The organism is Micromonospora sp. PTRAS2 (genome assembly GCF_054052245.1).
In genome coordinates, this window is record NZ_JBSWBU010000002.1 from 72,781 (window position 1) to 99,004 (window position 26,224).

Annotated in this window: 27 protein-coding genes; 11 read left to right on the forward strand and 16 right to left on the reverse strand. The window is 75.1% G+C overall.

The features are described 5' to 3' along the window. Positions 1 to 151 precede the first annotated feature (151 nt). The gene (locus ACVMYR_RS06270) at positions 152 to 667 is read left to right on the forward strand and encodes a LytR C-terminal domain-containing protein (protein WP_431894270.1); all 516 of its coding nucleotides are present in this window, start codon (positions 152 to 154) and stop codon (positions 665 to 667) included. Between the two features lie 32 nt (positions 668 to 699). On the opposite strand, the gene ACVMYR_RS06275 is transcribed toward ACVMYR_RS06270, so the two are convergent. Beyond that, positions 700 to 1,515 carry an inositol monophosphatase family protein gene (locus ACVMYR_RS06275; RefSeq protein WP_077936792.1) on the reverse strand — a complete coding sequence of 272 codons (816 nt, stop codon included), beginning with the start codon at positions 1,513 to 1,515 and terminating at the stop codon, positions 700 to 702. Between the two features lie 287 nt (positions 1,516 to 1,802). Between ACVMYR_RS06275 and ACVMYR_RS06280 the strand changes: the two genes are divergently transcribed. After that, on the forward strand, positions 1,803 to 3,404 hold the full coding sequence (locus tag ACVMYR_RS06280; protein WP_043964218.1) for an RNA polymerase sigma factor: 1,602 nt from the start codon (positions 1,803 to 1,805) through the stop codon (positions 3,402 to 3,404). 245 nt (positions 3,405 to 3,649) lie between these two features. Further along, positions 3,650 to 3,883, forward strand: coding sequence for a DUF7455 domain-containing protein (locus ACVMYR_RS06285; protein WP_036374862.1), 234 nt, complete (start codon positions 3,650 to 3,652; stop codon positions 3,881 to 3,883). 83 nt (positions 3,884 to 3,966) lie between these two features. On the opposite strand, the gene ACVMYR_RS06290 is transcribed toward ACVMYR_RS06285, so the two are convergent. The 3 genes from ACVMYR_RS06290 to ACVMYR_RS06300 all read right to left on the reverse strand — a co-directional run bounded on the left by ACVMYR_RS06290 (position 3,967) and on the right by ACVMYR_RS06300 (position 6,813). Continuing rightward, entirely contained in the window at positions 3,967 to 5,700 is a 1,734-nt protein-coding gene (locus ACVMYR_RS06290; RefSeq protein ID WP_396792424.1) for a DEAD/DEAH box helicase, read from the reverse strand. 205 nt (positions 5,701 to 5,905) lie between these two features. Next, positions 5,906 to 6,556 carry a trimeric intracellular cation channel family protein gene (locus tag ACVMYR_RS06295; RefSeq protein ID WP_077936790.1) on the reverse strand — a complete coding sequence of 217 codons (651 nt, stop codon included), beginning with the start codon at positions 6,554 to 6,556 and terminating at the stop codon, positions 5,906 to 5,908. 38 nt (positions 6,557 to 6,594) lie between these two features. After that, positions 6,595 to 6,813 carry a DUF3039 domain-containing protein gene (locus ACVMYR_RS06300; protein ID WP_043962508.1) on the reverse strand — a complete coding sequence of 73 codons (219 nt, stop codon included), beginning with the start codon at positions 6,811 to 6,813 and terminating at the stop codon, positions 6,595 to 6,597. A gap of 87 nt (positions 6,814 to 6,900) precedes the next feature. On the opposite strand from ACVMYR_RS06300, the gene ACVMYR_RS06305 reads away from it, so the two are divergent. Together ACVMYR_RS06305 and ACVMYR_RS06310 are read left to right on the forward strand one after the other, a co-directional pair. Beyond that, positions 6,901 to 7,827, forward strand: coding sequence for a pseudouridine-5'-phosphate glycosidase (locus ACVMYR_RS06305; protein WP_457121330.1), 927 nt, complete (start codon positions 6,901 to 6,903; stop codon positions 7,825 to 7,827). Next, positions 7,824 to 8,741, forward strand: a complete 918-nt coding sequence (locus tag ACVMYR_RS06310; protein ID WP_457121331.1) for a carbohydrate kinase family protein — start codon at positions 7,824 to 7,826, stop codon at positions 8,739 to 8,741. The genes ACVMYR_RS06305 and ACVMYR_RS06310 overlap by 4 nt, the downstream gene beginning before the upstream one ends. A 50-nt stretch (positions 8,742 to 8,791) precedes the next feature. Here the strand turns inward: ACVMYR_RS06310 and ACVMYR_RS06315 are convergent, their stop codons facing one another. After that, on the reverse strand, positions 8,792 to 9,148 hold the full coding sequence (locus ACVMYR_RS06315) for a DUF3099 domain-containing protein (protein ID WP_077936787.1): 357 nt from the start codon (positions 9,146 to 9,148) through the stop codon (positions 8,792 to 8,794). Between the two features lie 125 nt (positions 9,149 to 9,273). Between ACVMYR_RS06315 and ACVMYR_RS06320 the strand changes: the two genes are divergently transcribed. Both ACVMYR_RS06320 and ACVMYR_RS06325 read left to right on the forward strand, forming a co-directional pair. Then, positions 9,274 to 9,588 (forward strand): hypothetical protein, encoded by a 315-nt coding sequence (locus tag ACVMYR_RS06320; protein ID WP_457121332.1) that lies wholly within the window; start codon positions 9,274 to 9,276, stop codon positions 9,586 to 9,588. A 12-nt stretch (positions 9,589 to 9,600) separates the two neighbouring features. Then, positions 9,601 to 9,912, forward strand: coding sequence for a hypothetical protein (locus ACVMYR_RS06325; protein ID WP_043964213.1), 312 nt, complete (start codon positions 9,601 to 9,603; stop codon positions 9,910 to 9,912). Between the two features lie 92 nt (positions 9,913 to 10,004). Here ACVMYR_RS06325 and ACVMYR_RS06330 read toward each other — a convergent pair whose 3' ends face one another. Further along, the gene (locus ACVMYR_RS06330) at positions 10,005 to 11,210 is read right to left on the reverse strand and encodes a low temperature requirement protein A (protein ID WP_431894275.1); all 1,206 of its coding nucleotides are present in this window, start codon (positions 11,208 to 11,210) and stop codon (positions 10,005 to 10,007) included. Between the two features lie 57 nt (positions 11,211 to 11,267). Beyond that, positions 11,268 to 11,852 (reverse strand): HhH-GPD-type base excision DNA repair protein, encoded by a 585-nt coding sequence (locus ACVMYR_RS06335; RefSeq protein WP_077936785.1) that lies wholly within the window; start codon positions 11,850 to 11,852, stop codon positions 11,268 to 11,270. A 131-nt stretch (positions 11,853 to 11,983) separates the two neighbouring features. On the opposite strand from ACVMYR_RS06335, the gene ACVMYR_RS06340 reads away from it, so the two are divergent. Continuing rightward, positions 11,984 to 13,468, forward strand: coding sequence for a DUF7782 domain-containing protein (locus tag ACVMYR_RS06340; RefSeq protein ID WP_228986788.1), 1,485 nt, complete (start codon positions 11,984 to 11,986; stop codon positions 13,466 to 13,468). Between the two features lie 55 nt (positions 13,469 to 13,523). Then, positions 13,524 to 13,946 carry a D-aminoacyl-tRNA deacylase gene (gene dtd, locus ACVMYR_RS06345; RefSeq protein WP_077936784.1) on the forward strand — a complete coding sequence of 141 codons (423 nt, stop codon included), beginning with the start codon at positions 13,524 to 13,526 and terminating at the stop codon, positions 13,944 to 13,946. Positions 13,947 to 14,031: 85 nt separating this feature from the next. Here dtd and ACVMYR_RS06350 read toward each other — a convergent pair whose 3' ends face one another. Next, positions 14,032 to 14,820, reverse strand: a complete 789-nt coding sequence (locus ACVMYR_RS06350) for a sporulation protein (RefSeq protein ID WP_043964209.1) — start codon at positions 14,818 to 14,820, stop codon at positions 14,032 to 14,034. Positions 14,821 to 15,059: 239 nt separating this feature from the next. On the opposite strand from ACVMYR_RS06350, the gene sigB reads away from it, so the two are divergent. Then, on the forward strand, positions 15,060 to 16,076 hold the full coding sequence (sigB, locus tag ACVMYR_RS06355; protein ID WP_043962501.1) for an RNA polymerase sigma factor SigB: 1,017 nt from the start codon (positions 15,060 to 15,062) through the stop codon (positions 16,074 to 16,076). Between the two features lie 132 nt (positions 16,077 to 16,208). On the opposite strand, the gene ACVMYR_RS06360 is transcribed toward sigB, so the two are convergent. The 3 genes from ACVMYR_RS06360 to ACVMYR_RS06370 form a co-directional block, all read right to left on the reverse strand. After that, entirely contained in the window at positions 16,209 to 18,767 is a 2,559-nt protein-coding gene (locus tag ACVMYR_RS06360) for a bifunctional acetate--CoA ligase family protein/GNAT family N-acetyltransferase (RefSeq protein WP_457121333.1), read from the reverse strand. A 30-nt stretch (positions 18,768 to 18,797) separates the two neighbouring features. Then, a complete protein-coding gene (locus ACVMYR_RS06365) occupies positions 18,798 to 19,979 on the reverse strand; it encodes an acetoin utilization protein AcuC (RefSeq protein ID WP_077936783.1) in 1,182 nt (393 codons plus the stop codon). 121 nt (positions 19,980 to 20,100) lie between these two features. Next, positions 20,101 to 20,949 carry a sulfurtransferase gene (locus ACVMYR_RS06370; protein ID WP_457121334.1) on the reverse strand — a complete coding sequence of 283 codons (849 nt, stop codon included), beginning with the start codon at positions 20,947 to 20,949 and terminating at the stop codon, positions 20,101 to 20,103. A 156-nt stretch (positions 20,950 to 21,105) separates the two neighbouring features. Between ACVMYR_RS06370 and ACVMYR_RS06375 the strand changes: the two genes are divergently transcribed. Further along, positions 21,106 to 21,789: a metal-dependent transcriptional regulator gene (locus ACVMYR_RS06375; protein WP_043962497.1), complete on the forward strand. Its 684-nt coding sequence runs from the start codon at positions 21,106 to 21,108 to the stop codon at positions 21,787 to 21,789. Between the two features lie 33 nt (positions 21,790 to 21,822). Here ACVMYR_RS06375 and ACVMYR_RS06380 read toward each other — a convergent pair whose 3' ends face one another. The 5 genes from ACVMYR_RS06380 to ACVMYR_RS06400 all read right to left on the reverse strand — a co-directional run bounded on the left by ACVMYR_RS06380 (position 21,823) and on the right by ACVMYR_RS06400 (position 26,129). Continuing rightward, positions 21,823 to 22,374 (reverse strand): hypothetical protein, encoded by a 552-nt coding sequence (locus tag ACVMYR_RS06380; RefSeq protein ID WP_396792437.1) that lies wholly within the window; start codon positions 22,372 to 22,374, stop codon positions 21,823 to 21,825. 146 nt (positions 22,375 to 22,520) lie between these two features. After that, entirely contained in the window at positions 22,521 to 22,763 is a 243-nt protein-coding gene (locus tag ACVMYR_RS06385; protein ID WP_043962494.1) for a DUF5522 domain-containing protein, read from the reverse strand. Between the two features lie 58 nt (positions 22,764 to 22,821). Next, entirely contained in the window at positions 22,822 to 23,553 is a 732-nt protein-coding gene (locus ACVMYR_RS06390) for a class I SAM-dependent DNA methyltransferase (protein WP_457121335.1), read from the reverse strand. Positions 23,554 to 23,649: 96 nt separating this feature from the next. Next, the gene (locus tag ACVMYR_RS06395; protein ID WP_457121336.1) at positions 23,650 to 25,098 is read right to left on the reverse strand and encodes an alpha/beta fold hydrolase; all 1,449 of its coding nucleotides are present in this window, start codon (positions 25,096 to 25,098) and stop codon (positions 23,650 to 23,652) included. 77 nt (positions 25,099 to 25,175) lie between these two features. Beyond that, positions 25,176 to 26,129 (reverse strand): DUF2332 family protein, encoded by a 954-nt coding sequence (locus tag ACVMYR_RS06400; protein WP_457121337.1) that lies wholly within the window; start codon positions 26,127 to 26,129, stop codon positions 25,176 to 25,178. Positions 26,130 to 26,224 lie beyond the last annotated feature (95 nt).

A 26,224-nucleotide genomic window follows, 5' to 3' on the forward strand; every position in this document is an offset into this window, starting at 1 on the left:
TGGCGCGCCGGCATGTCGGACTGTTTCCACGCGACCGCCGGACAACCGTTAGCCTCAGCGGCGTACTCGACGGCCGGCGGGGCGGCCCACCCGCCCTCGGCCGCCGCCACCCAATCACCGTCCGGGGAGCGCCAGGATGAGCTTTGCGCGAGTGCGAGCACTCGTAGTCGTCGGTCTGCTGGCGGTCGTCGCCCTGGTCGTCGTGGTCGTGGCCGTGGTCCGCGACACCCAGGGCAAGGGCGGCGCGGCAGCCGGCTGCCCCGAGGGCGCGCCGCTGGCGGACGTGACCCTGCACGAGAACAAGGACGTGAAGATCAACGTCTACAACGCCACCGACGAGGCGGGTCTCGCCAAGAAGGTGGCGGACGACTTCCGCAACCGCAAGTTCCAGGTGAAGAAGGAGGGCAACGCCAAGCAGCAGCTCGACGGCGTCGCCGTCCTGCAGTACGGCCCGAAGGGCGTCGGCTCCGCCCACCTGCTGCGCGCGTACTTCCTCAACAACGCCGAGCCGAAGTTCGACATCAAGCGCAAGGACGACACGGTCGACGTGGTCCTGGGCAACAGCTTCGCCCAGCTCGCCACCACCACGGAGGTCAACCAGTCCCTCGGCGACCTGGGCGCCCCGGTCGCCCCGGCCGGCACCTGCCCGATGCCCGTCGACAAGTGACCGGGCCGGCCGGCCCGGTCACCTCCGGGCGGTCAGGGGCCGCCCGAGGCGTCCAGGTCGGCCAGCCGGTCGTGCAGCGGCGCGAACAGCGCCGGCGGGGCCGCGATCACCAGGTCCGGGCCCGCCGGCCGCCCGCCGAGCCCGCCGACCAGCAGCCCGGCCTCGGTGCCGACCAGCGCGCCGGCCGCGTGGTCCCAGAGGTTCAGGCCCTTCTCGTAGTACGCGTCCAGCCGCCCCTCGGCGGCCAGGCAGAGGTCCACCGAGGCGGCCCCCTGCCGGCGGACGTCCCGCACGTGGCCGATCAGCCCGGCGAGCACCCGGGCCTGGTGGGTCCGGCGGGCCGGGTCGTAGCCGAAGCCGGTGGCGACCAGCGCCTGCCCGAGGTCGGTCTCGGCCGAGCAGCGCAGCCGCTCCCCGGCCCGGTACGCGCCACCCCCGGCGGTGGCCGTCCACTCGTCGCCGGTGAACACGTTGCGCACCACGCCCGCGACCACCTGGCCGTCGACCTCGGCGGCCAGCGACACCGCGCAGCACGGCAGCCCGTAGAGGTAGTTGACCGTCCCGTCGATCGGGTCGAGGATCCAGCGCACCCGGGCGGCCGGGGCGGCGTCGCCCGCGCCGTACTCCTCCCCCAGGACCGCGTCGTGCGGCCGGAGCCGGCGCAGCGCGTCGAGCACCTGCCGCTCCACGGCCCGGTCGGCGGCGGTGACCACGTCGGTGACGGTGGACTTGGTGGCGGCCACCGACACCCCCTCGGCCCACATCCGGTGCGCGGTCGCCGCCGCGGCCCGGGCGACATCGACGGCGATCTCCAACAGTTCCCCGGGTGGCGGCACCGCGCGGTCCATAGGTTCGTCCCCTTCCCGCACGACCGGACCCGTCCGGGTCGCGCGCGAGTATCATCCTTACAAAGTCCACATCTGCGTCGAATCGGCGGTCCCGCCAGTCGGTCCGCCGTGCGGCGCAGGATGATCGCGGCAGACGGCGTTACAATTCACCCTGCCCACGCGCCACGGACCGCCAGCCACCGGCCGGCCCGGGACACGGGGGTCCCTCAACGACATCGCCCGGCACCGTGTTCCGCGCCGCGTCGGGCAACCCGGCCGTGCTCGCTTTTCGCCTCCGGAAGGTCTTCGTGACAGAACCCCGCCAGACCGGCGCCGACGTTCGCTCGCTCACCGACACCCTGATCGCCCACGCGCAGAGCGCCGGCGGCCAGCTCACGTCGGCCCAGCTCGCGCGCACCGTCGAGTCCGCCGAGGTGACTCCGGCCCAGGCCAAGAAGATCCTGCGTGCGCTCGCGGAAGCGGGGGTGACCGTGGTCGTCGACGGCTCGGCCAGCCCGCGCCGCCGGGTCGCCGCCGCCCGGTCCGCCACCCCGGCGTCCCGGGCCACCACCGCCAAGACCACGAAGAAGGTGGCCGCGCCCGCTCCGAAGCAGGCGCCCGCCGCCGACGACGCCCCCGCGCCGGCTCCCCGGAAGGTCGCCGCGCGCAAGGCGACGACCGAGGCGGTGGCGAAGGCCGCCGTCCCGGCGAAGGTCGCGCGGCCCACCCGGGCCACCAAGGCGACGGTGGCCGCCGCCGCGGGCAAGCCGGCCAAGGCTGCCGCCAAGCCCAAGGGCGAGGGCGCCGAGGGCGACATCGATCCGGAGGAGCTCGCCGCCGAGATCGAGGACGTGGTGGTCGAGGAGCCGGCCGAGCTGGCCCAGGCCGCCGCGGCCGACGCCGCCAGCTCCGCCACCGACAACGACTTCGAGTGGGACGACGAGGAGTCCGAGGCGCTCAAGCAGGCGCGTCGCGACGCCGAGCTGACCGCCTCCGCCGACTCCGTGCGGGCCTACCTCAAGCAGATCGGCAAGGTGCCCCTGCTCAACGCCGAGCAGGAGGTGGAGCTCGCCAAGCGGATCGAGGCGGGCCTCTACGCCGCCGAGCGGCTGCGCGCCGCCGAGGAGGGCGAGGAGAAGCTGGTCCGGGAGATGGTCCGCGACCTCGGCTGGATCTCCCGCGACGGCGAGCGGGCCAAGAACCACCTGCTGGAGGCCAACCTCCGGCTGGTGGTGTCGCTGGCCAAGCGCTACACCGGCCGGGGCATGGCGTTCCTCGACCTCATCCAGGAGGGCAACCTCGGCCTGATCCGGGCGGTCGAGAAGTTCGACTACACCAAGGGCTACAAGTTCTCCACGTACGCGACCTGGTGGATCCGCCAGGCGATCACCCGGGCGATGGCCGACCAGGCCCGCACCATCCGCATCCCGGTGCACATGGTCGAGGTGATCAACAAGCTCGGCCGGATCCAACGCGAGCTGCTCCAGGACCTGGGCCGCGAGCCCACCCCGGAGGAGCTGGCCAAGGAGATGGACATCACACCCGAGAAGGTGCTGGAGATCCAGCAGTACGCTCGGGAGCCCATCTCGCTCGACCAGACCATCGGTGACGAGGGCGACAGTCAGCTCGGCGACTTCATCGAGGACTCGGAGGCCGTCGTCGCGGTCGACGCCGTCTCCTTCTCCCTGCTGCAGGACCAACTCCAGCAGGTGCTCCAGACGCTGTCCGAGCGTGAGGCGGGCGTGGTCCGGCTCCGCTTCGGCCTGACCGACGGCCAGCCGCGCACGCTGGACGAGATCGGCCAGGTCTACGGCGTGACCCGGGAGCGGATCCGGCAGATCGAGTCGAAGACGATGTCGAAACTGCGTCACCCGTCGCGGTCACAGGTTCTCCGTGACTACCTGGACTGACCCGCGTTCGTCAACTGCCCGTGTCGCTTTGATCACCAGCCGTACAACACCCGATGGTGATCGGTCGGTTGCACGATTGTGATCGTTGACGTGGCACCCTTGGTGCACGGCACACTGTTGCCGCCAGGTGTGACCTCGGTCCCCCGCGGGCACACAGGGAAGGCAAGACCCTCGTCGGGTGTTGCACGATAGGTGAGCAACGACCGACGAGATTGTTCATCGGTGACGACCAGAGGAGGAAGGCGATGACCCCGACCCTCACGCCGCCGCCCGAGACGGTGGCTCCCCCAGCCGCCGATGAACGGTGCGACCGCTGCAACGCTGCCGGCAAGCTCCGTATCACTCTGGCGGGCGGGAGCGAGCTGGTGTTCTGTGGGCACCACGCGAACAAGTACGCGGAGGATCTCGTGAAGATCACCGTGCGGTACGCGACGGACCCCGAGTTCAGCTGGCGTGGCGCCGATCTCATGGCGAACTGACCCCAAGAGACCGCATACCGACATAAGCCGGCCGGAGGCACCCGTTGGGTGCCTCCGGCCGGCTTATCCGTTTCCGCCCCCGGTCACAGGGTCTGGACCGTGGCTATCCGTTCCTCGAGCTGTTCGATCGTGGCCTGGGCGCTGGGCGGGCCGCCGCACAGCCGGCGCAGCTCGGCGTGGATCTTGCCGTGCGGGAGGCCGGTGCGGTGGTGCCGCGCGGCCACGAGGGCGTTCAGTTGCCGCCGTAGCGCCACCCGGCGCTGGGCGGCGCTCATCGGCGGCGGAGGCGCCACCGTGGCCGTAGCGGCCGGCTCAGCGGCCCGCTCGGTGGCCCGGCGGCGCTGGGCGGCCAGTTGCTCGGCCTGCCGCTTGGTGAGCAGCAGGGAGACCTGGTCGGCGGTGAGCAGCCCGGGCAGCCCCAGGTATTCCTCCTCCTCGGGGGTGCCGGCCTGGGCGGCCGTGCCGAAGGACGCGCCGTCGAAGATCACCTGGTCCAGCTCGGCCGTGGCGGACAGGGCGGCGAACCGCTTCTCCAGCTCCCCGCTGGCCTGGTCGTCGCGCTGGGCACGCTCCAGCAGGTCGTCGTCGAAGCCCTCGCGGTCCTTCGGCTTGCCGAGCACGTGGTCCCGCTCGGCCTCCATCTCGCTGGCCAGCCCCAACAGGTGCGGGACGCTGGGCAGGAACACCGACGCGGTCTCCCCGGGCCGGCGGGCCCGGACGAACCGGCCGATGGCCTGGGCGAAGTAGAGCGGGGTGCTGGCGCTGGTCGCGTAGACGCCGACCGCCAGCCGGGGGATGTCGACGCCCTCGGAGACCATCCGGACCGCCACCAGCCAGCGCTGCTCGGACGCCGCGAACGTCGCGATCCGGGCGGACGCGCCCTGGTCGTCGGAGAGCACCACCGCGGCCTTCTCGCCCGTGAGCCGCTCGATCAGCTTCGCGTACGAGCGGGCGGTCTGCTGGTCGCTGGCGATGATCAGCCCGCCGGCGTCGGGCATCCCCGCGTTGCGCAGCACGGTCAGCCGGGCGTCGGCGGCCCGCAGCACCTGCGGCATCCAGTCGCCGGCCGGATCCAGGGCGGTACGCCACGCCTGGGCGACGAGATCCTGGGTCATCGGCTCGCCCAGCCGGGCGGCCAGCTCGTCCCCGGCGTTCGTCCGCCACCGGGTCTCCCCCGAGTACGCCAGGAACAGCACCGGCCGGACCACGTTGTCGCGCAGCGCGTCGGCGTAGCCGTAGACGGCGTCGGCGCGGGACCGCAGCAGGCCGTCGCCGCCCCGCTCGTAGGTGACGAACGGGATCGGGTTGTCGTCGGAGCGGAACGGGGTGCCGGTGAGCATCAGCCGGCGCACGGCGGGCTCGAACGCCGCCTTCACCCCGTCGCCCCAGGTGCGGGAGTCGCCCGCGTGGTGGATCTCGTCGAGGATGACCAGGGTGCGTCGCGTCATGGTGCGCCGCCGGTGCACCTGGGGCGCCATCCCCACCTGGGCATAGGTGACCACCGCGCCGTGGAAGTCGGCGGACGAGTGCAGGTCGGCGTTGCGGAACGCGGCGTCGAGCTGGATGCCGACCCGGGCCGCCGCCTGCGCCCACTGGGTCTTCAGGTGCTCGGTGGGGGCGACCACGGTGACCGCCTCGACGGTGCCGTCGGCGAGCAGCTCGGCGGCGATCCGCAGGGCGAAGGTGGTCTTGCCGGCCCCCGGGGTGGCGACCGCCGTGAAGTCCTCGGTGCGTCGCCGCAGGTACTCCACCAGCGCCTTGCGCTGCCACGCACGCAGGGGCGGGAACGTCTCGAGCGCCGGCGTCCGGGCTGCCACGCGTCAGGCTCCTCTCCGACCGCGCGACGGCGGGCCCCGGTCGAGGGCCACGGGTGCCGCCGCCCATGAAAAGGCCCTCGCGCATCGGGTGCCGCGAAGGCCGGATCAGCATAACCAGCGCGGGCCGGTGGGCCCAGGCGACGCCACGCTGGTCACATCAGCACCCTTCGCACCACACGAACAGGCGGCACACGATCACCCTCGGTCAGGAGCCGGGGCCCCGGGCGCCGGTGCGGGGCGGGCGCAGCGTGGCCACCGGGGCGGACCAGCGCCGCCGCAGCGACACCAGGCGCAGCGCGAAGACGAACACCGCCGCGGCGGTCAGCCCGGCGGCGTCGGCCCGCCCGAACGCGTCGAGCAGCGCCACGGCGACCGCCCCGGCGAGGGCCGCCACCGCGTAGATCTCCCGGCGCAGCACCACGGGGATCTCGCCGGTGAGCAGGTCCCGGCCGAGCCCGCCGCCGATGGCGGTGAGCATGCCGAGCAGGCACGCGCCGACAGCCGGGACGCCGGCGTCGAGCGCCTTGAGGGTGCCGGTGACGGTGAACAGGCCGAGGCCGGCGGCGTCGAGCACCAGCACGGTGGTGCGCAGCCGGGCCAGTCTGGGGTGCAGCCAGAAGGTGGCGGCGGCGGTGAGCGCGGCCGTCGCCGCGTAGCGCCAGTCGGCGAAGGCCAGCGGCGGCACCTCGTCGATCACCAGATCGCGGAGGATCCCGCCGCCGAGCGCGGCGACGAAGCCGACGAAGACGACGCCGAACAGGTCGAGACGCTTGGCCACCGCCGCCGAGGCCCCGGAGGCGGCGAAGACGGCCACCCCGGTCAGGTCGGCGAGGAGCAGGGCGGTGGAGGTGGTCACCGCCGAAGGTTACGTGGGCGGCCGGAGGCCGCCCATGGTCACTCGCCCCAGGATTCGTAGATCTCCTTGCACTTCGGGCAGACCGGAGAGCCCGGCTTGGCGGCCTTGGTCACCGGGAACTTCTCCCCGCACAGCGCGACGACGAAGGTGCCCATGACGGCACTCTCGGCGATCTTGTCCTTGCGGACGTAGTGGAACATCTCGGGACCGGTGTCGGCATCCTTCAGGTCCGGACGTTCGAGAACCTGTGTGTTCACTTCTGCACCTCCAACTTTCCAGTCTGGCAGGCCGACCTGGCCGGGTCCACCGCAGGCCACCCTTTCCCGGCCCGTACCGTAACGGACGTGAACAGCTTCCACACCCGCCTCGGCGTCGAGGTGGCCGCCGCCCTGCGCGACCGGCGGCCGGTCGTCGCCCTGGAGAGCACCATCGTCTCGCACGGCCTGCCCCGGCCCGACAACCTGCGGGTGGCCCGCGAGATCGAGCAGGCCGTCCGCGCCGCCGGGGCGGTCCCGGCGACCATCGGCATGGTCGGCGGTCAGCTCGTGGTGGGCCTCGACGACGCGGAGCTGACCCGGCTCGCGACCGTCGACGGCGTGAGCAAGCTCTCGGTGCGCGACCTCGCGATCGCCGCCGCGGCCGGCGCGGACGGGGCCACCACGGTCGCCGCCACCAGCGCGGTGGCCGCCGCCGCCGGGATCGGGGTCTTCGCCACCGGCGGGCTGGGCGGGGTGCACCGGGAGGCCGCGACGACCTTCGACGAGTCGGCCGACCTGGGCACCCTGGCCCGCACGCCGATCGCCGTGGTCTGCGCCGGGGTCAAGTCGATCCTCGACGTCGGGGCGACCCTGGAGCGGCTGGAGACCCTCGGCGTCGCCGTGGTCGGCTACCGCACCCGCCGGTTCCCCGGCTTCTATCTCACCGATGCCGGCTTCGACCTGGACTGGTCGGTCGACTCGCCCGAGCAGGTCGCCGACGTGCTGGCCGCGCGGGACGCCCACGGGGTGCACGGCGGGGGGCTGATCGTGGCCAACCCGCTGCCGGCCGACGAGCAGCTCGACCCGGCCCTGCACGACCGGACGCTCGCCGAGGGCCTCGCCCTGCTGGAGCGCGACGGGGTGACCGGCAAGGCCGTGACGCCGTACCTGCTCGCGCACTTCCACTCCGCCACCGAGGGCGCGAGCCTCGCGGTGAACGTGCGGATCATCCTGCGCAACGCCGACCTCGCCGCCCGGATCGCGGTCGCCGCCGCCGGCCGCGCCGCCGCATGACCGCTGCGCGCCACCCGGCCGGGCCGGGCCGGATCGTCGTCGTCGGCGACCTGATCACCGACGTGGTCGCGGTGCTCGGCGGGCCGCTGGCCACCGGCTCCGACACCCCGGCCACGATCCGGGTCACCGGCGGTGGGCAGGCCGCCAACACCGCCGCCTGGCTCGCCGCCCAGGGCGTGCCGGTGACCATGGTCGGCGCAGTCGGCGACGACGACGCGGGCCGCGACCGGGTCGCCGAGCTGGAGCGGGCCGGCGTCGACTGCGCCGTCGAGCGGCACGTGGGCCGCACCACGGGCACCGTGATCGTGCTCACCGGCGACGGCGAGCGCACGATGGTGACCGAACGGGGGGCGAACCTGCGGCTGGGCGCCGGGCACGTCGACGCCGCCCTCGCCGCAGCGCCCGACGCGCGGCACCTGCACCTGTCCGCGTATCCCCTGTTGGACGTCGGGTCGCGCGGCGCCGGGCTGCGCGCGCTGGCCGCGGCGCGCGAGCGCGGGCTCACCACGAGCGTCGACGCGGCGTCCGCGGCGCCGCTGCGGCGGGTCGGCGCGGCGGCCTTCCTGACCTGGGTACGCGACGTCGACCTGCTCCTGGTCAACGCCGACGAGGCGGCCGTGCTGGCCGGCGGGCTGGACCCGGCGGCGCAGGCGCGGGCCCTGACGGCGACGGCCCGGCGGGTGGTGGTGAAGCGGGGCGCGGCCGGGGCGGTGTGGGCGGACCGGGCGGCGACGGTCAGCGTGGCGCCGACGCGGCGGGTGGCCGTGGCCGACGTCACCGGGGCCGGGGACGCCTTCGCGGCCGGGCTGCTGTCGGCCTGGCTGGCCGGGGCGGGGCCCCGGGCGGCGCTGGACCGGGCCGGCGACCTGGGCGCGCTGGCCGTGTCGACCATCGGCGCGCGCCCGACGGGCTGACGGCGGCCCGCCCGGCGCGCGCCGGCCACCGGGAGGCCGGGCCGTGCCGGTCAGGGCTCGGCGTCGATGACCTTGTGCGGGCGCTCCTCGGCGGCCAGGCTCATCGGCGGGGCCGGGTCGGTGTGCCGGGGCTGGAAGCGGTTGGCCAGCCGGTGCTTCTCCTTCGGCGGCCGGTCGTTGGCCAGCAGCACCGCCAGCCACGGGATGAGCACCATCCCGAGGCCGCACAGCGGCAGCCAGAGCCAGAGCATGGGCGCCTGCGCGCCGACCAGGATCGCGCCGACGATCACGCAGGCCACCCGGACGCCCATCATCACGACGTAGCGGCGCTGCCGGCTGGTGAGCTGGTCGTCCTGGCTGCGGGCCGCGTCGGTGATCAGGATCGGCTGGTACGCCTGACGCTTCACCACGAACCTCCAAGAGGGATCGCCCCCATCCTGTCATCCCGGGGCGTTGATCGGTTCGTCGCGGGGCGTTGATCAGCGAAATCGACTCGTTCCGGCGCGTGTTACGCCCGTGGTACGCTCCGCTCGTGGGCAGCCGGTTCAGCTTCACCGACGAGGCGTTGGCCAACCTGCGGGTCTACGACGTCACGCCCGGGGAGGTCTGGGAGGCGCTGCACAGCCCGCGGCGGGTCATCCGGCACCTGGGCGACGACGTGATGGTCGTCTACGCCGCCGCCCGCCACGGCAGGCGGCTGGCCGTGCTGCTCGCCGAGGCCGACGGCGCCGACAACGACTGGGACGTGCTCTCCGCCCGGGAGCTGACCGACGCCGAGGCCAAGCGCTACGACGAGGCCGTCCGCCGGTTTTCCGACGACGACGCCGGCCGCAGATTCCGCCGATGAGGAGGCGTGGCGATGAACCGTAACGACGCGACCAAGCAGTTCCACGGCGGTGGCGACCCGCTGGCCGAGTTGATCGACACCGGCGCGCCCGTGGAGCTGCCCACCCCCGACACCGACGTGCCGATGGTCAGCCGCTCGGTGCGGCTGCCGCTGGAGACGTACGAGCGGGTGCGGGCCGCCGCCGACGCCCGGGGCATCGGGGTGACCACGCTGATGCGGCAGTGGATCGAGGCCGGCCTGGCCGAGCTGGACGACTCGGCGACGGTGTCCCTCGCCGACGTGCGGCGGGCCCTCGCCGCCCTCTCCCGGCCCACCGCGGCCTGAGCCCCGGGCCACAACCGCGCCTGAGCCCCGGGCCACGACCGCCTGAACCCCGGGCCGCCCCGGGGCGGCCCTGGATGGCGGTGGGCGGGCCGCTACAGCGGCGATGCGGGGCGCTCGGCCGGGCGGCCCCACGACCGCGCCGCGTCGCTCACGGCGATCGCCACCAGCACGGCGGCCGCCGACGCGAGCGCAACCATCGGCGACATGCGCAGCGCCAGCGGGGCCAGCGCGACCAGCACCAGCACCCCGGCCAGCCGAGAGCGGGAGACCCGGCCGAAGATCTCGTACTCGAAGCGTGCCCGGGCGGCCAGGAACAACGCGGGGCCGCCCATGACGAAGACTGCCCACGTCGACTCCGTCCGGGCGAAGGGATGGTCGATGACCAGCTCGTAGCCGACGCCCGTGACCAGCACACCGGCCACCATCACCAGGTGGGTCCAGCTCGCCGACTCGCCCAGCAGCCCCGGCGACCGGGCCACCCGGATCGCCTCGGCCAGCAGGTGCCCGGCCCGGTGGAAGTAGATCCGCCAGAACAGCGCCGTCACCAGGAACGAGAGGGCGAACGCCCCGAACCCGGCCGCAGAGAAGCCGCTGTTGCTGAACGTGAACCCGATGATGAGGATCGTCTCGCCGAGCGCGATCAGGAAGATCTGCTGGTACCGCTCCGCCAGGTGTTCGCCCATCACGGCCCAGCCGGAGACCCGGGTCGGCCCGAGACGCGGCACCGGCCAGCCGAGCGCCAGCCCCGTGTAGTCCCAGGCCAGTGCGGCGGTCCAGAGCACCGCCCGGAGGGCCGGCTGCGGCACCAGGGCACCGGCGAGCCAGGCCAGCGCGCCGACCGTCATCCAGGCCACGATGCGCGCCGTCACCGTCCGGCGGGGGTGCCGGCGCAGCGCCACGGTGACCAGCAGCGGCCGGCCGATCTGCATCGCCAGGTATGCGCAGGCGAAGGTCAGCGCCCGCTCGGCGAAGGCCCGGGGCAGCGCGACGGCCATCACCATGCTGCCGAACATCGAGGCCACCACGACGAACTGGATGACCCCGCGCTCCGGCTCGTAGCGGCTGGTCACCCAGGCCGTGAGCGTCCAGACCAGCCAGAGCGCGAGGAACAGCAGCAGGGTCTGCGCGACCTCGCTCCACACGTCCCGGCCGGGGGACGCCACGTCGTCGATGATCCGCTGCGACACCCGGGTCAACGCGAAGACGAACACCAGGTCGAAGAAGAGCTCCAGGAAGCTGGCCCGGGGCGAGCTCACCGCGCCCCGCAGCAGCGCCGTGCCCCGCTGGTCCTCCGTCATCGCCCACCCGTCCCCGACGCCCGACGGGCTCAACGAGCCCGAGCGGCGCGGGTTTCGTCAGCCCTTCGCGGCCTTCGCCTCCGCCTTCATCCGCTGCTTGTACTCGCGTACGCGGCGCAGCGAGTCCGCGTCGGCCACGTCGGCCACCGACCGGTACGCGTCGGCGTCGCCGTAGCCGCCGGCCGCCTCCCGCCAGCCGGCCGGGGTGACGCCGTACCGCTTGCCGAGCAGCGCGACGAGGATCTGCGCCTTCTGCCGGCCGAACCCGGGCAGCTCGGTGATCCGGCGCAGCAGCTCCCGCCCGTCGGCGACGTCGGCCCAGAGCCGGGCGGCGTCACCGTCGTACCGGTCGACCAGCACCCGGCACACCTCCTGCGTCCGGGCGGCCATCGCCTTCGGGAACCGGTGCAGGGCGGGCGGCTCGGCGAAGACCGCCACCAGGGCGTCCGGGTCGTAACCGGCCAGCTCGCGGGCGTCCGGCTCGTGCCCGAGGCGCTGGGTCAGCACGTACGGCGAGGAGAACGCCTTCTCCATCGGGATCTGCTGGTCGAGCGTCATTCCCAGCAGCAGGGCCAGCGGGCTGCGCTCCAGCAGCCGGTTGGCCTCGGGGTCGATGGGCAGCGAGAACGTCATGCGGTCCATCCTGCCCGTCCGCCGCCCGGGGACGACGCCGACTCCCCGACACCGGCTCCCGGCCCGGCCGGTCCCGCCCGGCGGTCGGATTTCGGGGCGGCGGTGCCGATGCGCGCCGCCCCGGCAGGCAGGATGGCGACGTGGACGAACACGACATGCTGCTCTCCCCCGCCGGCGTCGAGGCGCTCCGGACGGCGCTCGCCCGCGCCGCGTACACCTCGAACGGCATCGCCGACCGGCTCGGACCGCAGGCCACCGGCGGGATCGCCCGCAACGACTTCCGGGCGGCCCTGCGCGCCACCGCCGACCTCGACCCGCTGGCCACCCTCATCCGGGTGTTCATCTGCGACCAGACCGAGCCGGAGGCCGCGGTGGCCGCCGCGCTCGCCCCGCTGACCGTGGCCGAGGCGCTGGCCGGGGGCCTGGTGGAGCGGCACGGCGACGGGCTGCGCGCGGGCGTCGACCTGGAGCCGTACGCCGACGACTGGTGGGTCCTCGCCGACCTGCCGGTCAGCTCCCGGCCGGGCCGGCCGCTGCACTCCGAGCACGTGCTCGGCATCGGCGGGGCGACCCAGACGCTGATCGGGGCGGCGGTGCGCCGGCCGGTGGAGACCGCGCTCGACCTGGGCACCGGCTCCGGGGTGCAGGCGCTGCACCTGGCCACCCACGCCCGCCGGGTCACCGCGACCGACGTCTCCGAGCGGGCTTTGCGCTTCGCCGCCACCACGGCCGCGCTCAACGGCCAGGACTGGGAGTTGCTGCGCGGGGACCTGGTCGCCCCGGTCGCCGGGCGCCGGTTCGACCTGGTGGTCAGCAACCCGCCGTTCGTGGTCGGCCCGGGCACCACCACCCACGTGTACCGGGACTCGGGCCGGGTCGGCGACGCGATCGGCGCCGAGCTGGCCGCCGCCGCACCGGGGCTGCTCACCGAGGGCGGCACCATGCAGTACCTGGCCAACTGGGTGCACGTCACCGGGGAGGACTGGGGCGAGCGGGTGGCCGGCTGGTTCACCGGCACCGGCCTGGACGCCTGGGTCATCCAGCGGGAGGTCGCCGACCCGATGGCGTACGTCAACCTGTGGCTGACCGACGTCGGGGAGGCCGCCGACCCGCACCGGGCGGCGGCCTGGCTCGACTGGTTCGACGCGCACAAGGTGGAGGCGATCGGCTTCGGCATCGTCTCGCTGCGCCGCGGCGGCCACGCCGACCCGGTGGTGCGGGTGGAGGACCTGCGGCAACGGGTGGAGCCGCCGCTGGGCGGCCAGATCGCCGCCTGGTTCGACCGCCAGGACTGGCTCCGGGCGCACGGCGCCGACGGGCTGCTCGACGCGCGCTACCGGGCCGCCGAGGGGCTCCAGCTGCGGCAGGAGGCGACCATGGGCGACGAGGGCTGGGCGGTGGACCGGCAGGTCCTGGCGATGCCGCACGGGCTGCGCTGGACGGAGGAGATCGACCCGTTGGTGCTGGCCCTGGTCGGCGGCGCGGACGGCCGGCTGCCGATGCGCGACCAGCTCGCCCTGCTCGCCGCCGCGCACGACGTGACGCCGCAGGAGCTGGCGGAGGCGGCCGGCCCGATCGTGGCGCACCTGGTGGAGCGCGGCGTCGTCGAGCCGGTGACCGACTGATGCGGGCGCTGAGAGCCACGCGGATGCCGGCGGCGGCGACACGGGCGGTGCTCTGATGCGGGCGGTCGTGCAGACCGTCGGCCGGGCCAGCGTCACGGTCGACGGGGAGGTCGTCGGCGCGGTCACCGACGGGCTGCTGGTGCTGCTCGGGGTGACCCACACCGACACCGGGGAGACCGCCCGCACCATGGCCCGCAAGATCCACGAGCTGCGCATCCTGGACGACGAGCGCAGCGCGGCGGACACCGGTGCGGGCATCCTGGTGGTCAGCCAGTTCACCCTCTACGGCGACGCCCGCAAGGGCCGGCGGCCGAGCTGGACCGCCGCCGCCCCCGCCGAGGTGGCCGAGCCCCTGGTCGAGGCGGTCGTGGCGGCCCTGCGGGAGCGCGGCGCCCCGGTGCAGACGGGCCGCTTCCGCACCCACATGCTGGTGGAGAGCGTCAACGTAGGCCCCCGCACCCTCCTCCTGGACCTCTGACCCCACCCTTGGTGATCAAGAGGTTTGCGTCAGCCGCCGCCCGGAACCTGACGCAAACCTCTTGATCACCGAAGAGGTCCCGGGGTCAGAAGAAGAGGCCGCGGCGCTGGATGGACTGGCGCAGCCAGCCGTCGAGCTGGGCGGCCCAGTCGGTGTTGTGCACCGTGGCGTGGTCGACGGTGAACCGGCCGAAGGCGTCCCGCCCCTCGGTGAACACGCCGCCCCGCTTGTCGATCTCCAGCACCACCTGCACCTGCTGCGGGTCGGTGACGAAGGTGACCTCCAGCTGGTTGATCGCCTGGGCGTACTGGGGGGCCGGGTAGAACTCGATCTCCTGGTAGAACGGCAGGTGCTGGCGTACCCCGTAGATGTGGCCCCGCTCGACGTCGGCGCGGGCGAACCGGAAGCCCAGCCGCAGCAGCGCCTCCAGCAGCGCCTCCTGGGCCGGCAGCGGGTGCACCGCCACCGCGTCCAGGTCGCCCTTGTCGACCGCCCGCGCCACCTCCAGCTCCGTACGCAGCCCCATCGTCATCCCGTGCAGGTGCTGCCCGTACAGCTCGGTGAGCGGGGTCTCCCAGGGCACGTCGAAGCGGAACGGGACGTCGTAGCGCTGCCCCGGCTCCAGCCGGAACGCCCCCGTCACCTGACGGCGGTGGAACTCCTGGGTGGTCTCGTACTCGCTGTCGCCGCTCTCCACCTCGACCCGGGTGACCAGGCCCAGCGCGACGTAGTCGATGTCGACCGCGTGCTCGCCGCCCGCCACGTGCACGACGCCCTCCAACTGACCGCCCGGACGGCAGTTCGGATTGCTCAGCACCGTCTCCACCGACGGACCGCCCACACCCATCGCCTGCATGAGCCGCTTGAAGACCACGACGCCCTCCACCCTCTCGAAGATCGGCCGACGAGCCGCCGACCTGCTGATTCGGCCCGAACGACCGACTGCCGGCACGGTAGCCGGGCCTGGCAAGGTCAGGGGTCCGCCACACCCCTATCCGCTGTCGGTTCCCCGATCGCCTCACTCCCGTTTCACGTCCCGCTTGCCAGAGTGTGAGTCACCGGCACCACTGGGCCGGCAACGCGGCACCGACGTGGACACGGGGAGAGACAGAGATGGTCCTTCAGATGATCGAGAACCAGATCGGCCCGGCCGTCACCACCGACGCCGAGGCTGCCGCCGACACCCTGACCGACCTGGACGCCACCGACGAGCGCGGCGTCTCCACGGACCTGGTCCGGGCCTACCTCAACGGCATCGGGCGCACCAAGCTGCTCACCGCCGAGCAGGAGGTGGTGCTCGCCAAGCGGATCGAGGCCGGGCTGTTCGCCGAGGAGAAGCTGGCCACCTGCACGCCGGTCTCGACGGAGCTGCGCGCCGACCTGGAGATCGTCGTCGCCGAGGGGCGCACGGCCAAGGACCACCTGCTGGAGGCCAACCTCCGCCTCGTCGTCAGCATCGCCAAGCGGTACACCGGCCGCGGCATGGCGTTCCTCGACCTCATCCAGGAGGGCAACCTCGGCCTGATCCGGGCGGTCGAGAAGTTCGACTACACCAAGGGCTTCAAGTTCTCCACGTATGCGACCTGGTGGATCCGGCAGGCGATCACCCGGGCGATGGCCGACCAGGCCCGCACCATCCGCATCCCGGTGCACATGGTCGAGCAGGTCAACCGGATGGTCCGGGCCCGCCGCGAGCTGGCCGTCACGCTGGGTCGCGAGCCCACCGTGGCCGAGGTCGCCCGGGCCATGGACGTCCCCGAGTTCCAGGTCATCGAGCTGATCTCGTACGACCGGGAGCCGGTCAGCCTCGACCAGGCCGTCGGCGAGGACGGCGAGAGCGCCCTCGGCGACTTCGTCGCCGCCGTCGACCCGGCCGCCGAGCCCGGCGCTGCCGCCGCCGACGGCGAGCTGCGCAACGAGGTGCAGATCGTGCTGGCCACCCTGTCCCAGCGGGAGCAGGCGGTGATCCGCCTCCGCTTCGGCCTGGACGACGGCCGGCAGCGCACCCTCGACGAGGTGGGCAAGGAGTTCGGCCTGTCCCGGGAGCGGATCCGGCAGATCGAGAAGGTCACGCTGCTCAAGCTGCGCGCCCCGGAGCGGGCGCAGCGACTGGAGGCGTACGCCTGCTGAGCGGCACACGTAAGGAGGGGCCCCGGCGGTTCGCCGGGGCCCCTCGCGTGTGCGGTGCGGCGCTGGGCGCGGGCCCAGCGGTGTTAGGAGGGGGCCCTTCCTATGCAGAAGGCGTTAACAAGGTGCCCTTCCTTACAGGCGGCGGGGGCCCGTGTCGGGGCGGGCGCCCGCCGCGCCCACGCCCACCGTGGCGTGCAGCACCGAGATGCCGTCCGGGCGGGCCAGCACCGGGTTGAGGGTGAGCGAACGCACCCGGGGCTGCTCGTCGGCGAGCCGCCCCACCCGCAGCAGCAGCTCCGCCAGGGCGGCCCGGTCCACCGGCGCGGCCCCCCGGTGCCCGCGCAGCAGCGGCGCGGCCCGGGGCGCGTACACCAGCTCGGCGGCGTCGGCGTCGGTCAGCGGCACCGCCCGCCACGCCCGGTCGCCGAGCAGCTCGGTGGCGACGCCGCCGAGGCCGAACCCGACCACCGGCCCGAACGCCGGATCCTCCACCAGCTCCACCACGCACGGCACGCCGGGCGGGACCATCGCCTGCACCAGGACGTCCGCGCCGAAGACCGCCGACATCTCCGCGTACGCCCGGCGCACCGCCGCCGCGTCGGCCAGGTCGAGCCGGACCGCGCCGAGGTCAAGGCGGTGCCGCAGCCCGGGGGCGGCGGCCTTCAACGCCACCGGGCAGCCGAGCGCCCCGGCGGCGGCAACCGCCTCGTCGGCCGACCCGGCGCGCACCGACGGCACCACGTCGATGCCGTACGCGCCCAGCAGCCCCGCCGGGTCGGCCCCGTCGGCGCGCAGCGCGGCGGACGCGGCGGCGGGGTCGATCCGGGGCAGCTCGGGCAGCGCGCCGGTCGGCCGGCGCAGCCAGTCGGCGTACGCGGCGACCCGGGCCAGGGCCCGCACCGCCTCCTCCACGCTCGGGTACGCCGGCACCCCCGCCGGCACGCGCCCGGCGAGGAAGGTCGCCACCACCGGCTTACCGGCGTCGAGCGCGCCGGGCAGGGCGGCGGCGAAGTCGGCCTCGGTGTCGGTGAGCTGGCCGGGCAGCGGCGGGGCGAAGACCGCGACGAGGGCGTCCACGCCGTCGTCGGCGGCGGCCGCGCCGAGCGCGGCGGCGAACTCGGCCGCCCCGGCCCGGGGGCCCACGTCGGACGGGTAGCCGGCGGCCACCGTCAGCCCCTGGGTGGCGCAGGCGGTGGCGGCCAGCCCGGTCAGCGCCGAGGAGTTGCCGACCACGGCGACCCGCCGCCCGGCGGGCCGGGGCTGGTGGGCCAGCAGCACGCCGACGTCGAGCAGCTCGGCGACCGTGTCGACCCGGATCACCCCGGACTGGGCGAACAGGGCGCTCACCGCGACCGCGTCGGGGCCGGGCGCGTCGCCGCCCAGGCCGGGCGGGCGGGCCGGGGACGCCAGCGCCACCACCGGCTTGTCCCGGCCGATCCGCCGGGCCAGCCGGGCGAACTTGCGCGGGTTGCCGAACGTCTCCAGGTACAACATGATCACGTCGGTGCCGGGGTCGTCCTGCCAGTATTGAAGCAGGTCGTTGCCGGAGACGTCGGCCCGGTTGCCGGCGGAGACGAAGCTGGACAGGCCCAGGCCGCGCCGGGCCGCCTCGGCGAGCAGCGCCACCCCGAACGCGCCGGACTGGCTGAAGATGCCCACCCGGCCGGGGGCCGGCAGCGCGGGGGCGAGGGTCGCGTTGAGGCGTACCTGAGCGGCGGTGTTGGCCACGCCGAGGCAGTTCGGGCCGACGACCCGCATGCCGGCGGCGTGCGCGGCGCGGACCAGGGCCCGCTGGGCCGCCGCGCCGCCCGCGCCGGCCTCGGCGAAGCCGGCCGAGATCACCACCAGGCCGTGCGCGCCGGCCGCCGCCGCGTCGGCCACCACCGAGCCCACCGCCTCCGGGGCCACCGCGACGACCGCCAGGTCGATCGGGTGGCCGGCGTCGACCGCCGACGGGTACGCGGGCAGCCCCGCCACCGTCGCCGCGCTCGGGTGCACCGGCACGACCGGCCCGGGGTAACCACCGTCGCGCAGATGCCCGAGCAGGGCCGCACCGACGCCCTGCCCGGTGGCGCTCGCGCCGTAGACGGCCACGCCCCGGGGGGCCAGCAGCCGGGCGATGGAGCGGGCCTCGGTGCGGTGCTCCCGGCCCCGCTGCACGGCGAGCGTCGCCTCGGTGGGGGCGATCGGGAAGCTCAGGTGCACCACGCCGTCGGCGTACTGGCGTTGGACCTGGTAGCCGAAGTCGGCGAAGACCCGCAGCATCGCCCCGTTGGCCGGGAGCACCTCGGCGACGAAGCGCACGATCCCGGCCCGGCGGGCCGCGTCGGCCAGGTGCTCCAGCAGCACCGAGCCGATCCCCCGCCCCTGGTGGGCGTCCTCCACCACGAACGCCACCTCGGCCTCGGGGGCCTGCGGGCCGAGCCGCTCGTAGCGGCCCACGGCGACGATCCGCCCGGCGGCGAGCACCACGAACGCCTCCCGGTCACGGTGGTCGACGTGGACGAACCGGTTCAGGTCCCGCTCCGGGATGCGCGGGTACGGCGAGAAGTAGCGCAGGTAGCGGGTGCGCTCGGAGAAGCGGGCGTGCATCGCCACGATCCCCGACGCGTCCTCCGGGCGGATCGGGCGCAGCCCGACGGTGCTGCCGTCGCTCAGCAGCACGTCCACCGGCTGGTCGACTGTGGTCACCGGTTCCGGCCTCCTCCCCAGGTCGCCGGCTCAGTCCCGAGGGTCGTGCGGGTCGAGGCCGAGCAGGGGGAACACCGCCTTGCGGGTCGCCGCGATCGCCCGGTCCACCGAGCTCGGCTCGCCGGTCGGCTGCCACGGCGCGAACGCGGGGTCGGCGTCGTCGGTCATCCGCAGCGGCACCTCCCGGCCGGGGCGGCGGGCGGCGGCCAGAGCACGCCAGCCGGGCGGGGTGAGCGTCGCCGGGTCGATCGGGTCGCCGGTCGCCACCGCGAGCAGATGGGTCCAGGCGCGGGGCACCACCTCGACGAGGGCGTACCCGCCGCCGCCGGTGGCCACCCAACGGCCCTCGCACAGCTCGTCGGCCAGCGCCCGCAACGCCAGGTAGGTGGCGCGCTGCCCGTCGACGCTCAGGTGCAGGTCGGCGAGGGGGTCGAGCCGGTGCCCGTCGGCCCCGCACTGGGTGACCAGGAGCTGCGGCCGGAACGCCCGCAGCACCGACGGCACGACCGCGTGGAACGCGCGCAGCCAGCCGGCGTCGTCGACCCCGGGCGGCAGCGGCACGTTCACGGCGGTGCCCTGCGCCTCCGGACCGCCCGTCTCGTCGGGGAACCCGGTGCCGGGGAACAGGGCGAGCGGGGTCTCGTGCAGGCTGACGGTGAGCACCCGCGGGTCGTCCCAGAAGACGGCCTGTACGCCGTCGCCGTGGTGCACGTCCACGTCGACGTACGCGATCCGCTGCGCGCCGAGGTCGAGCAGGCGGGCGATGGCCACCGCCGGGTCGTTGTAGACGCAGAACCCGGCGGCGCGGGCCGGCATCGCGTGGTGCAGCCCACCGGCCACGTTGACCGCCCGCCGGGCCTCGCCCCGCCACACCGCCTCGGCGGCGGCCACCGTGGCGCCGGCGACCAGCGCGCTGGACTCGTGCATCCCGTCGAAGACCGGATTGTCCGACGTGCCCAGCCCGAACCCGGCGAACAGCGGGTCGCGGGGGGCGACGCGGACCGCGTCGAGGTAGCGCGGGTCGTGCACCCGGGTCAGCAGGGCGTCGTCGGCCGGCTCGGGCCGGACCAGCCGCACCCCGGGCCGGCCCAGGACGCCCAGCTCGCCGGCGAGCGCGACGGTCAACTCGACCCGCACCGGGTCGAGCGGATGGTCACCCATGTCGTAGGCGAGCAGGGCCTCGTCCCACACCACCACCGTGTCCTCGGACATGGGGTCATCGTCGCACGGGTCACCGACGCCGCCCACCGCACGCGCTGCTGCGTGGCCGGTGTCTCCCTGGTCGGCGGGCTCGCCCGACGGCCGGCTCCCCTGGTGGTCGGGTGCCGGACGCTCAGCCGCCGGTGGCGACGGGGCGGGACGGGTCGGCCACCCAGTTGCTCCACGATCCGACGTAGAGGGCGGCGTCCGGGCGGCCCGCCAGGTGCAGGGCGAGCACGGCCTGCGCGGCGGTCACCCCGGACCCGCAGTACGCCCCCACGGGCGCGGCGTCGGCGACCCCGGCGGCGGCGAACCGCTCCCGCAGCGCACCGCCCGACGGGAAGCGGCCGTCCGGTCCGACGTACTCCCCGGCGGGCAGGTTCACCGCGCCCGGCACGTGCCCGGCCACCGGGTCGACCGGCTCGTGCTCGCCCCGGTAGCGGGCCGCGGCCCGCACGTCGAGCAGCGTCCCGTCGCCGGTGGCGGCCAGCGCGGCGGCCGCGTCGGCGTCGAGCACCGGCAGCCCGCCCGGACGGACGGTCACGTCCCCGGGGGCCGGCGTGGGCACGTCGGTCGACACGGGCAGGCCGGCGGCCGCCCAGGCCGGGAAGCCGCCGTGCAGCACCCGGACCGGCCGGTGCCCGGCCCAGCGCAGCGTCCACCAGGCCCGTGCCGCGCCGAGGCCGTCGCCGCCGTCGTACACGACGACGGGGTGACCGGCGCGGACCCCGGCCGCCCGCAGCGCGGCCTGGAGGACGGCGGGGTCGGGCAGCGGATGCCGGCCGGCCGCGCCGGGCGGCCCGCACAGCGCGGCGTCCAGGTCGACGAAGACCGCGCCGGGCAGGTGACCGGCGGCGTGGTCGTCGCGGCCGGGCGGCCCGGCGAGCCGCCACCGGACGTCGAGCAGGGCGGGCGGGTCGGCGGAGTCGAGCTCCGCCGCGAGCCGGTCGGCCTCGACCAGCAGCTCCTCGGTACCGGACATGGCGTCCAGTCAACACCATCCGGGCGGTCACCTCGCGATTCGGCCGCGGGCGATGTCCGGCGGCCGGGGTACCATCGACCTCCGGGAGGTCGCCGACGTGAAGCACCTGGTCGACACGAGTGGGCGCGGAACTGCCTCCGCCGAGAGGGGGAATCGATGCGCCACGATCTAGTGGACACGACCGAGATGTACCTGCGCACCATCCTGGAGCTCGAGGAGGAGGGCGTCCCGCCGCTGCGCGCCCGGATCGCCGAGCGGCTGCGGCAGAGCGGTCCCACCGTCAGCCAGACCGTCGCCCGGATGGAACGCGACGGGCTGCTCACCGTCGAGGGCGACCGGCACCTCGCACTGACCCCGCTGGGCCGCGCGTCCGCCGTGTCCGTGATGCGCAAGCACCGGCTCGCCGAGCTGCTGCTGGTCAACGTCATCGGGATGCCCTACGAGGAGGCCCACGAGGAGGCCTGCCGGTGGGAGCACGTGATGAGCGACGCGGTGGAGAAGCGGGTGTACGACCTGCTCAACCGCCCCACCCGCTCCCCGTACGGCAACCCGATCCCGGGCCTGGAGGAGCTGGGCACGCCCGAGCAGCCGACCGACCGCAGCGACGGCGAGCGCAACCTCGCGTTCCCCGGGCTCACCGGCACGGTGGTCGTGCGGCGGATCTGCGAGAGCGTGCAGACCGACGCCGACGTGCTGCGCCAGCTGCACGCCGCCGGGGTCGACCCGGGCGCGACGGTCACCGTGGCCCAGGAGCGCGACGGCGTCTCCATCGACCGCTCCGGCGACCGGGTCCGGCTGCCCCGCGAGGTCGCCTCCCGGGTCTTCGTCGCCGCCCACTGACCTGACGCCGACACCCGGGCCCGGCGAAAGAGCTCACAGGGCCCGGGTGTCGACCGTTCCCGCCAGCGCGACCAGCTTCCCGGCCACCTCCTCGGCGGCGGCGCGCTCGGTGCCCTTCGGCAGCGTCCAGCGCAGCACGGCCAGCCGGTCCTCGGCGGCCAGCCAGCCCACCTCGGCGACCGGCCCCTGCCCCTTCGTCGCCGCCCCGGTCCGCCGGTAGGCGACCTGACCCAGCCGGCTGACCTTCCGGGCCCCGGCGGGCTGCACGTCGGCCGTGAAGTCGGCCACGTCGATCGACGTGTCGGTGACGGTGAGGGCCAGCTCCGGCAGCAGCGCCCGCTTCGCGCGCAGCACGCAGGTGCGGGTGTCGTCGCGCGTGCTCGCCGCCGCCACGTCGAACCGCTCCCCGGTGTGCTCCTCGACCACGGCGAAGTCGAGCAGCCGGCAGGCGCCGCCCGAGGACGCCGCCGGGACGTCGACCGCGACCGGCGTGCCGCGCGGCACCGCCACCGGCTCCGCCGTCTCCGCCCCGCACCCCGTCACCAGCAGCGCCGACACGCCCGCCAGGCAGATCCAACCGCGCACGCCAACCTCCGCGCCTCCCGGCGGTTCCCGCCGATGTCCGCCCGACACCGTACGGGTTGTCCGCCTCGGGCGAAAGCCCACGGTCGGCGGTGCTCCAGGCGGCCGAGAGCCCGGCGGCGGCGGTGTGCCGTACGGGGGTGGCGGGCTCAGTCGGCCACGTACGGACAGTGTCGGCAGCCTCGCCCACAGCAGGTGCCCCGGCGGGCCAGGAAACCGGCGGTGAGCACGAACAGGCCGGTCTCCGGATCGGGATAGCCAGCCTGCCCCGCCGCGAGGGCGGCGGCGTGCGCGGCGAGGATCCGCCCCCGGTGCGGATGGTCCGGCGGCAGCCGCGACGGGTGCGGCTCGGTCAACGGCCGGTCCGCCAACGGCACCCGCTCTCCCCCCACCGCCGCAGTGTAAGGAAGGGCACCTTGTTAACGCATTCTGCATAGGAAGGGCCCCTTCCTAACACTCCTCGGCGCCCCACCGCCGCGCCCGCCGCGCGGCCCGCCGCCGCCTACGCCGGGTCGGCGTCGTGGGGCCGGCGGGCCAGCAGGTACGCCTGTGGGCCGCGCTCGTAGTCCTCCGGCTCCCGGACCAGGCGGGCGTGCACGGCGAACCCGGCGGCGGCGAGCTGCGCGGCGATCCGGTCCGGCGGCAGCCAGTGCACGTCGTAGGAGACCGTGTGGCCGTACCCTGCTCCAGGCGGATCCGCCGGTCGCCGGCCTTGAACGCGAGCAGCAGCTCGCCGCCCGGGGCGAGCACCCGGTGGAACTCCGCGAAGACAGTCGGCAGCGCCTCCGGCGGCAGGTGGATGATCGAGTACCAGGCGACGAGGCCGGCGAGGCCGGCGTCGGGCAGCGGCAGGTCGGTCATCGAGGCGACGCCGAAGCGCAGCCCCGGCCAGGATTCGCGGGCCACGGCGACCATCCCCGGGGACAGGTCGAGGCCGGCGACGCCCAGCCCGAGGCCGCACAGGTGGGCGGTGATCCGGCCCGTGCCGCAGCCGACCTCCACGACCGGCCCGGACGCGGCCGCCCGGGTGGTCCCACCACCGCCCACCAGCTCGGCGAAGGTGGCCAGCAGGGCCCGCTCCAACGGCCTACGCGCCAGCTCGCCGTGGACCAGCCGGGCGTAGTCGACGGCCACCTCGTCGTACGCGGCGCGGGTCTCCCGCAGCCAGTTCGGTTCCCCCATGACGGGCGACCCTAGCCGCTGCCGGACGCGACGCGCTGCCCGAGTGCCGCGCGCCGAGGCGGGCCGGGTCAGGAGGCGGCGTCGGCGGGCGACGCCTCAGCGGGCAACGCCCTCCGTCTCCGCGCGTACCCGGGTCATCAGCTCGACGAACGGGCCGGGCCGCTGGAACAGCGACCGGTGCCCGGCGCCGGGGATGACAACGTGCTCCTTGCGGGGGGCCTGGAGCTGGGCATACCACTGGTCGAGCAGGCGCAGCCGCCCCGGCACCTCGTGCTCACCGTCCACGAGGTACGTCGGGACGTCGAGCCGCCGGACCTCGGCGCGAAAGTCCAGGCCCTGCAGGCGCGGGTAGAGCGTGTCCCAACCGTCGATGAAGCCGGGAAGCAGGTGCGCCTTCTCCAGCAGCGTGTATTCCGGCACGCCGAGGTTCTCCACCACCCCGCCGGCCCCCTCGCTGTTGCCGGAGCGGTCGAAGTCGAACGCCGCCGGCTCATTGGTCAGCAGCGGCTCGTACGCCCAGATGTCCCTGTAGGGCGGCGGACCCTGCGCGCTCATCCGGTCGGCGAGGTCGGCCCGGCCCGTGCGCCGGGCCCAGGCCACCGTGTCGGCGTGCTGGCTGGCGTCGGCCTCGCGCAGGCTGACCACCTGGCCGACGCCGACGTAGGAGGCGAACAGCTCCGGGCGACGCTGCACGGCGAGCAGCCCGGGGATGGTGCCGCCCGAGTGGGCGAGCAGGTGCACCCGGTCGCGGCCGAAGCGCCGCCGCAGATGTTCGGCGACGGCGACGAGATCGGCCACCTCGCCGTCGAGCGTCGGCGCGGGCGGGAAGGCCGACCAGGACTTCGGCGCGCCGGCCCGGTCCCAGGTGGCGACCACGAAGTGCCGCTCCAGGTCGGCCAGGTGGCGGCGCACCGAGCCGATCTCCGACCCGCCGGGCGGGCCGGGCACCACGAGCAGCACCGGCGCGGCCGGCTCCACGCCCCGGATCAACAGACCGAGGTCGCGACCGGCGGTGGTCACGGTGGTCAGCTCGGCGATCCCGCCGGGGATCGGGTCGGTGCGGGCCGGCACCGCCACGCCGACCGTGACCAGCGCGAGCACCGCGGCGAGCACCCCCACCGCGCTGCGACCGGCCCAGCGCAGCACCGGCCCCCGGCCGTCGCCACCGGCCGACCGGCGGGCGATCCCGGCACCGTACGCGGCACCGACGAGCAGCGGCAGCAGGGAGAGCGCGCCGTGCACCCCGCGCCCGGTGAGGAGCACGACCACGCCGAAACCGCTCAGGTGCGGCCGGTCGACGCTCGGCCCGCGCAGCCGGATCCGGGCCAGCTCGACCGCCACCGCGTACGCAACGGGGGCGGCGACCATCGCCCACCGGGACCGGCTCAGCCAACCGGCGGCCAGCCCGACGGCGAGACTGACGCCGATCGAGACCAGCGCCGGGCCCTCGGCCCCGGGGCCGCGCGGGGTCCACCACCCCGCGACCAGCCCCCAGAGCGCGGGAAGCGGCACCGCGAGGAGCACACGAACGGCAGGCCTCGTCACGCCGACCTCCCCCGTCAGGACGCCAGGAGGACCCAGCGTAGTGGGCGACGCCGCTCGGCGTGACCCCGCGCGGGGCGTCACGCGAACCAGGTGACCGCCTGGCCGTGCGGCCTCGTCCAGGCCAGCGGCGTGCCGTCCAGCGTGAGCACGTTGTGCAGCGTCCCGTCCGGTGGCTCCGGCAGCGCGTCGTGCCCCAGCACCTCCGGGGTCTCGTTCGCGAGCCAGTGGCCGGGCAGCGTGCGTACCAGATCGGCGAAGGCCGCCCGGCGCGGAGCCGGCACCAGATAGAGCACGCTGGTGTGGAAGACCACCAGGGTCGCGCCGGCGGGCGCCCGCGCGGCCAGCGCCGGCAGGTCGTCGACGAGGTCGCCGCGCACGAGCAGCGGCGGGTCGGCCGCCGCGACGGCCGCCGCAGCCCGCAGCCGGGCGCGGCGGTGGGCCTGCTCGGGCCAGACGAGGGCGTCGAGCCAGGCGACGTCGGCGGGGTCGGTCACGTCGAGGGGGTTCAGGTCCAGCCCGGCCCGCCACGCCACCACGGGCGGACGGTCCGGCGGCGCGGCACCGGTGAGCGCGCAGTCGAGAACGGGCTCCCCGGAGCCGACCCGGTGGTCGCCGTAGCGGTAGGAGTACCGGTCGGGATAGAGGCACAGCCCCGCCGACGCGCCGACCTCCAGCAGCGCGAGGGGCTGCGGCAGCGCGGCCAGCACCGGCAGGAGCGCCGCGCACCGGCCGGCCTCGTTGGTCTGGGTCGCGCGGGTACGCAGCTGCGCCGCGACCGCCGGCCAGTGGGCCGCCGCGAACTCGCCGAACGCGGCCGGGTCCTCGACGGGCCCGCCGAGCAGCCGGACGACGGCGAACAGCAGATTGGGCTGCCGCTTGGCCTCCGGCACCGTGCCGAGCAGCGCGTGCAGGCGCCCGTCGCGGGCGACGAAGCGGGCCAGCCGCTCGTACGCGGGCGACACCCCGCGCGCCTCGCGGTCGGCGAAATCGACGTAGCTGGCGGCGACCGCCGCATCCACACCTGTCGTCATCGACGAAGGCTAGCCGCTCTGCGGGGTGTGAGAGGGGTGCCCTTCTCTACCGTAGGCGTTAACAAGGTGCCCTTCCTTACCAACAGGTCGGGCCC

What these genes read in the sequence shown, in the direction of transcription:
- ACVMYR_RS06275 (WP_077936792.1), bottom strand. Translation starts at nt 1,515, where the DNA reads ATGGACCGCGCGGTGCCGCCACCCGGGGAACTGTTGGAGATCGCCGTC.
- ACVMYR_RS06285 (WP_036374862.1), top strand. Translation starts at nt 3,650, where the DNA reads ATGACCCCGACCCTCACGCCGCCGCCCGAGACGGTGGCTCCCCCAGCC.
- ACVMYR_RS06310 (WP_457121331.1), top strand. Translation starts at nt 7,824, where the DNA reads ATGACCGCTGCGCGCCACCCGGCCGGGCCGGGCCGGATCGTCGTCGTC.
- ACVMYR_RS06325 (WP_043964213.1), top strand. Translation starts at nt 9,601, where the DNA reads ATGAACCGTAACGACGCGACCAAGCAGTTCCACGGCGGTGGCGACCCG.
- ACVMYR_RS06330 (WP_431894275.1), bottom strand. Translation starts at nt 11,210, where the DNA reads ATGACGGAGGACCAGCGGGGCACGGCGCTGCTGCGGGGCGCGGTGAGC.
- ACVMYR_RS06335 (WP_077936785.1), bottom strand. Translation starts at nt 11,852, where the DNA reads ATGGACCGCATGACGTTCTCGCTGCCCATCGACCCCGAGGCCAACCGG.
- dtd (WP_077936784.1), top strand. Translation starts at nt 13,524, where the DNA reads ATGCGGGCGGTCGTGCAGACCGTCGGCCGGGCCAGCGTCACGGTCGAC.
- sigB (WP_043962501.1), top strand. Translation starts at nt 15,060, where the DNA reads ATGGTCCTTCAGATGATCGAGAACCAGATCGGCCCGGCCGTCACCACC.
- ACVMYR_RS06365 (WP_077936783.1), bottom strand. Translation starts at nt 19,979, where the DNA reads ATGTCCGAGGACACGGTGGTGGTGTGGGACGAGGCCCTGCTCGCCTAC.
- ACVMYR_RS06370 (WP_457121334.1), bottom strand. Translation starts at nt 20,949, where the DNA reads ATGTCCGGTACCGAGGAGCTGCTGGTCGAGGCCGACCGGCTCGCGGCG.
- ACVMYR_RS06375 (WP_043962497.1), top strand. Translation starts at nt 21,106, where the DNA reads ATGCGCCACGATCTAGTGGACACGACCGAGATGTACCTGCGCACCATC.
- ACVMYR_RS06390 (WP_457121335.1), bottom strand. Translation starts at nt 23,553, where the DNA reads ATGGGGGAACCGAACTGGCTGCGGGAGACCCGCGCCGCGTACGACGAG.
- ACVMYR_RS06400 (WP_457121337.1), bottom strand. Translation starts at nt 26,129, where the DNA reads ATGACGACAGGTGTGGATGCGGCGGTCGCCGCCAGCTACGTCGATTTC.